Source organism: Coprococcus sp. RTP21204st1_G4_RTP21204_210225 (assembly GCF_040915385.1).
Taxonomy (GTDB): domain Bacteria; phylum Bacillota; class Clostridia; order Lachnospirales; family Lachnospiraceae; genus Allocoprococcus; species Allocoprococcus comes.
In genome coordinates this window covers 816-1,076 of the sequence record NZ_JBCPDP010000072.1, presented here as the reverse complement: position 1 = coordinate 1,076, position 261 = coordinate 816, and the positions used below count along the sequence as shown (strand labels likewise).

At 37.5% G+C, this 261-nt stretch carries 1 protein-coding gene; it reads left to right on the top strand.

The genetic code is table 11. From position 1 onward, the window contains the following. On the top strand, positions 1–221 hold a 221-nt coding region (locus AB5213_RS17200; protein WP_368277043.1), incomplete at its 5' end, for a DUF3408 domain-containing protein. Positions 222–261 lie beyond the last annotated feature (40 nt).

Below are 261 nucleotides of genomic sequence, written 5' to 3'. Positions count from 1 at the left end.
ACTATAGACAGAAGTATTTGATGAATACACCTATGTCGGGGCGTGTTCAAGTGTATCTGAACCGTCAGCTATACGAGCAAATCAAGAACTTTTTGCCCGTGATTGCTCCAGAGACCAGCATTGCAAGCTATCTCAGTAACATTATAGCGGAGCATATAGAACTTAACATTGAGGAGATAACTCAACTTTATAAAGAACGATTTTCACCACCTAAAATTTAGCAACTATGACAACAACCATTTTTTATTTATCAGTTAAGGC